At 38.2% G+C, this 1,279-nt stretch carries 2 pseudogenes; both read left to right on the top strand.

Annotation, left to right across the window (positions count from 1 at the left end):
- Window positions 1-639, top strand: a pseudogene (locus G4P69_RS38415) (GH3 family domain-containing protein); the annotation flags it as partial.
- 204 nt (window positions 640-843) lie between these two features.
- Window positions 844-1,279: pseudogene (locus G4P69_RS38410) on the top strand (hypothetical protein); the annotation flags it as partial.

Genomic DNA, 1,279 nt, shown 5'->3' with positions numbered 1-1,279 from the left:
GCTATTGAAAGCAGCTTTTTTGAGTTTGTTCCGGAAGATCAGTGGGAAGTAGAACATCCAAAAACACTACTTGCTACAGAAGTTAAAGTAGGAGAACGCTACCGTATTTTGGTAACTAACTATGGTGGATTTTACCGTTACGATATTGGTGATGTTGTAGAGGTGCTGGGTTTTTATGGAAAAGCTCCAGTCATTGTATTTCGCCATCGTAAGGGTGGGTTTATTTCTTCCACAACAGAGAAAACAACTGAATTTCACGTAACTCAAGTAATGCAAGCCTTGCAACAGGAGTTTAATCTACCCTTGGAGGATTTTTGTATTACCTTGTCAGAGAATGATTTCCCAGCTCGTTATTTGGCTTGCATTGAGTTAGCTGCTGGTCATAAGCTAGAAAATCCTCGAGCTTTGTTAGAAAGTTTTGACCGCAAGCTTCAGGAAGTTAACACTCACTACGAAATTAGCCGCCGCGATGCAATTCCTCCTCCATTCCTTCGAATTTTAGCTTCGGGGAGTTTTGCAATTATTCGCCAACGTCAATTAGCTAAAGGAATTCCAGATTCACAACTGAAATTTCCTCACATCAGCGAAGATAGAAATTTTCTGGCTGGGCTGGAGGTAGAACAGGAAATTAGATTATGAAATTGTAGCGTAACTCACCATTTCAATTTTGCGGTGCGTTAGCGCAGCGTAACGCACCCTACAAGATGAATTTTATGGCTTGTAGAATGGCCAAATTCATATTTTTTTTCTATGCAAACTAAACAAAATCCCTATGGAAAGATAGTAATCAACAAAACAATTTTGTTGGAAAATTAAATATGCTCGTAAATCTTAGTGAAGAGCATGAGTGAACACTACACTACATTGACAAAAGACTCTCCACCCAAACTAGAGAGAACAGCTAACTATATCAATCGTGTAGATATATCATCCTTAACACCAGAAAAATTTGTTGAACAATACCAAAAAACTGGAAAACCAGTTGTGATTACTGGATTACTCAAGGAGTGTGACTGGAATCTGGAGTATCTGAGTGAAAAGTTAGGTGAGCAAGAATTTTTGCTCAGGTTTTATGGAAAAGAACGATATAAGCAAGATAAACGCCAATGGAAAAATATCGGCAGTGGAGTGGAAGCGCAAAGTATCCCTTTCAAGGAATATGCTGCTATGCTGCGTAACCATGAAGCTCATGAAAATGATATTTATTTAGCTAAATGCTCTATTCAAAAAACGACTCTTGCTAACACTGATTTGCTAAAAAATATTGGTGATCAACTTG

Source organism: Aetokthonos hydrillicola CCALA 1050, assembly GCF_017591665.1.
Taxonomy (GTDB): domain Bacteria; phylum Cyanobacteriota; class Cyanobacteriia; order Cyanobacteriales; family Nostocaceae; genus Aetokthonos; species Aetokthonos hydrillicola.
Note: the sequence above shows the minus strand (reverse complement) of the source record. Positions and strands in the feature narration are given on the sequence as shown.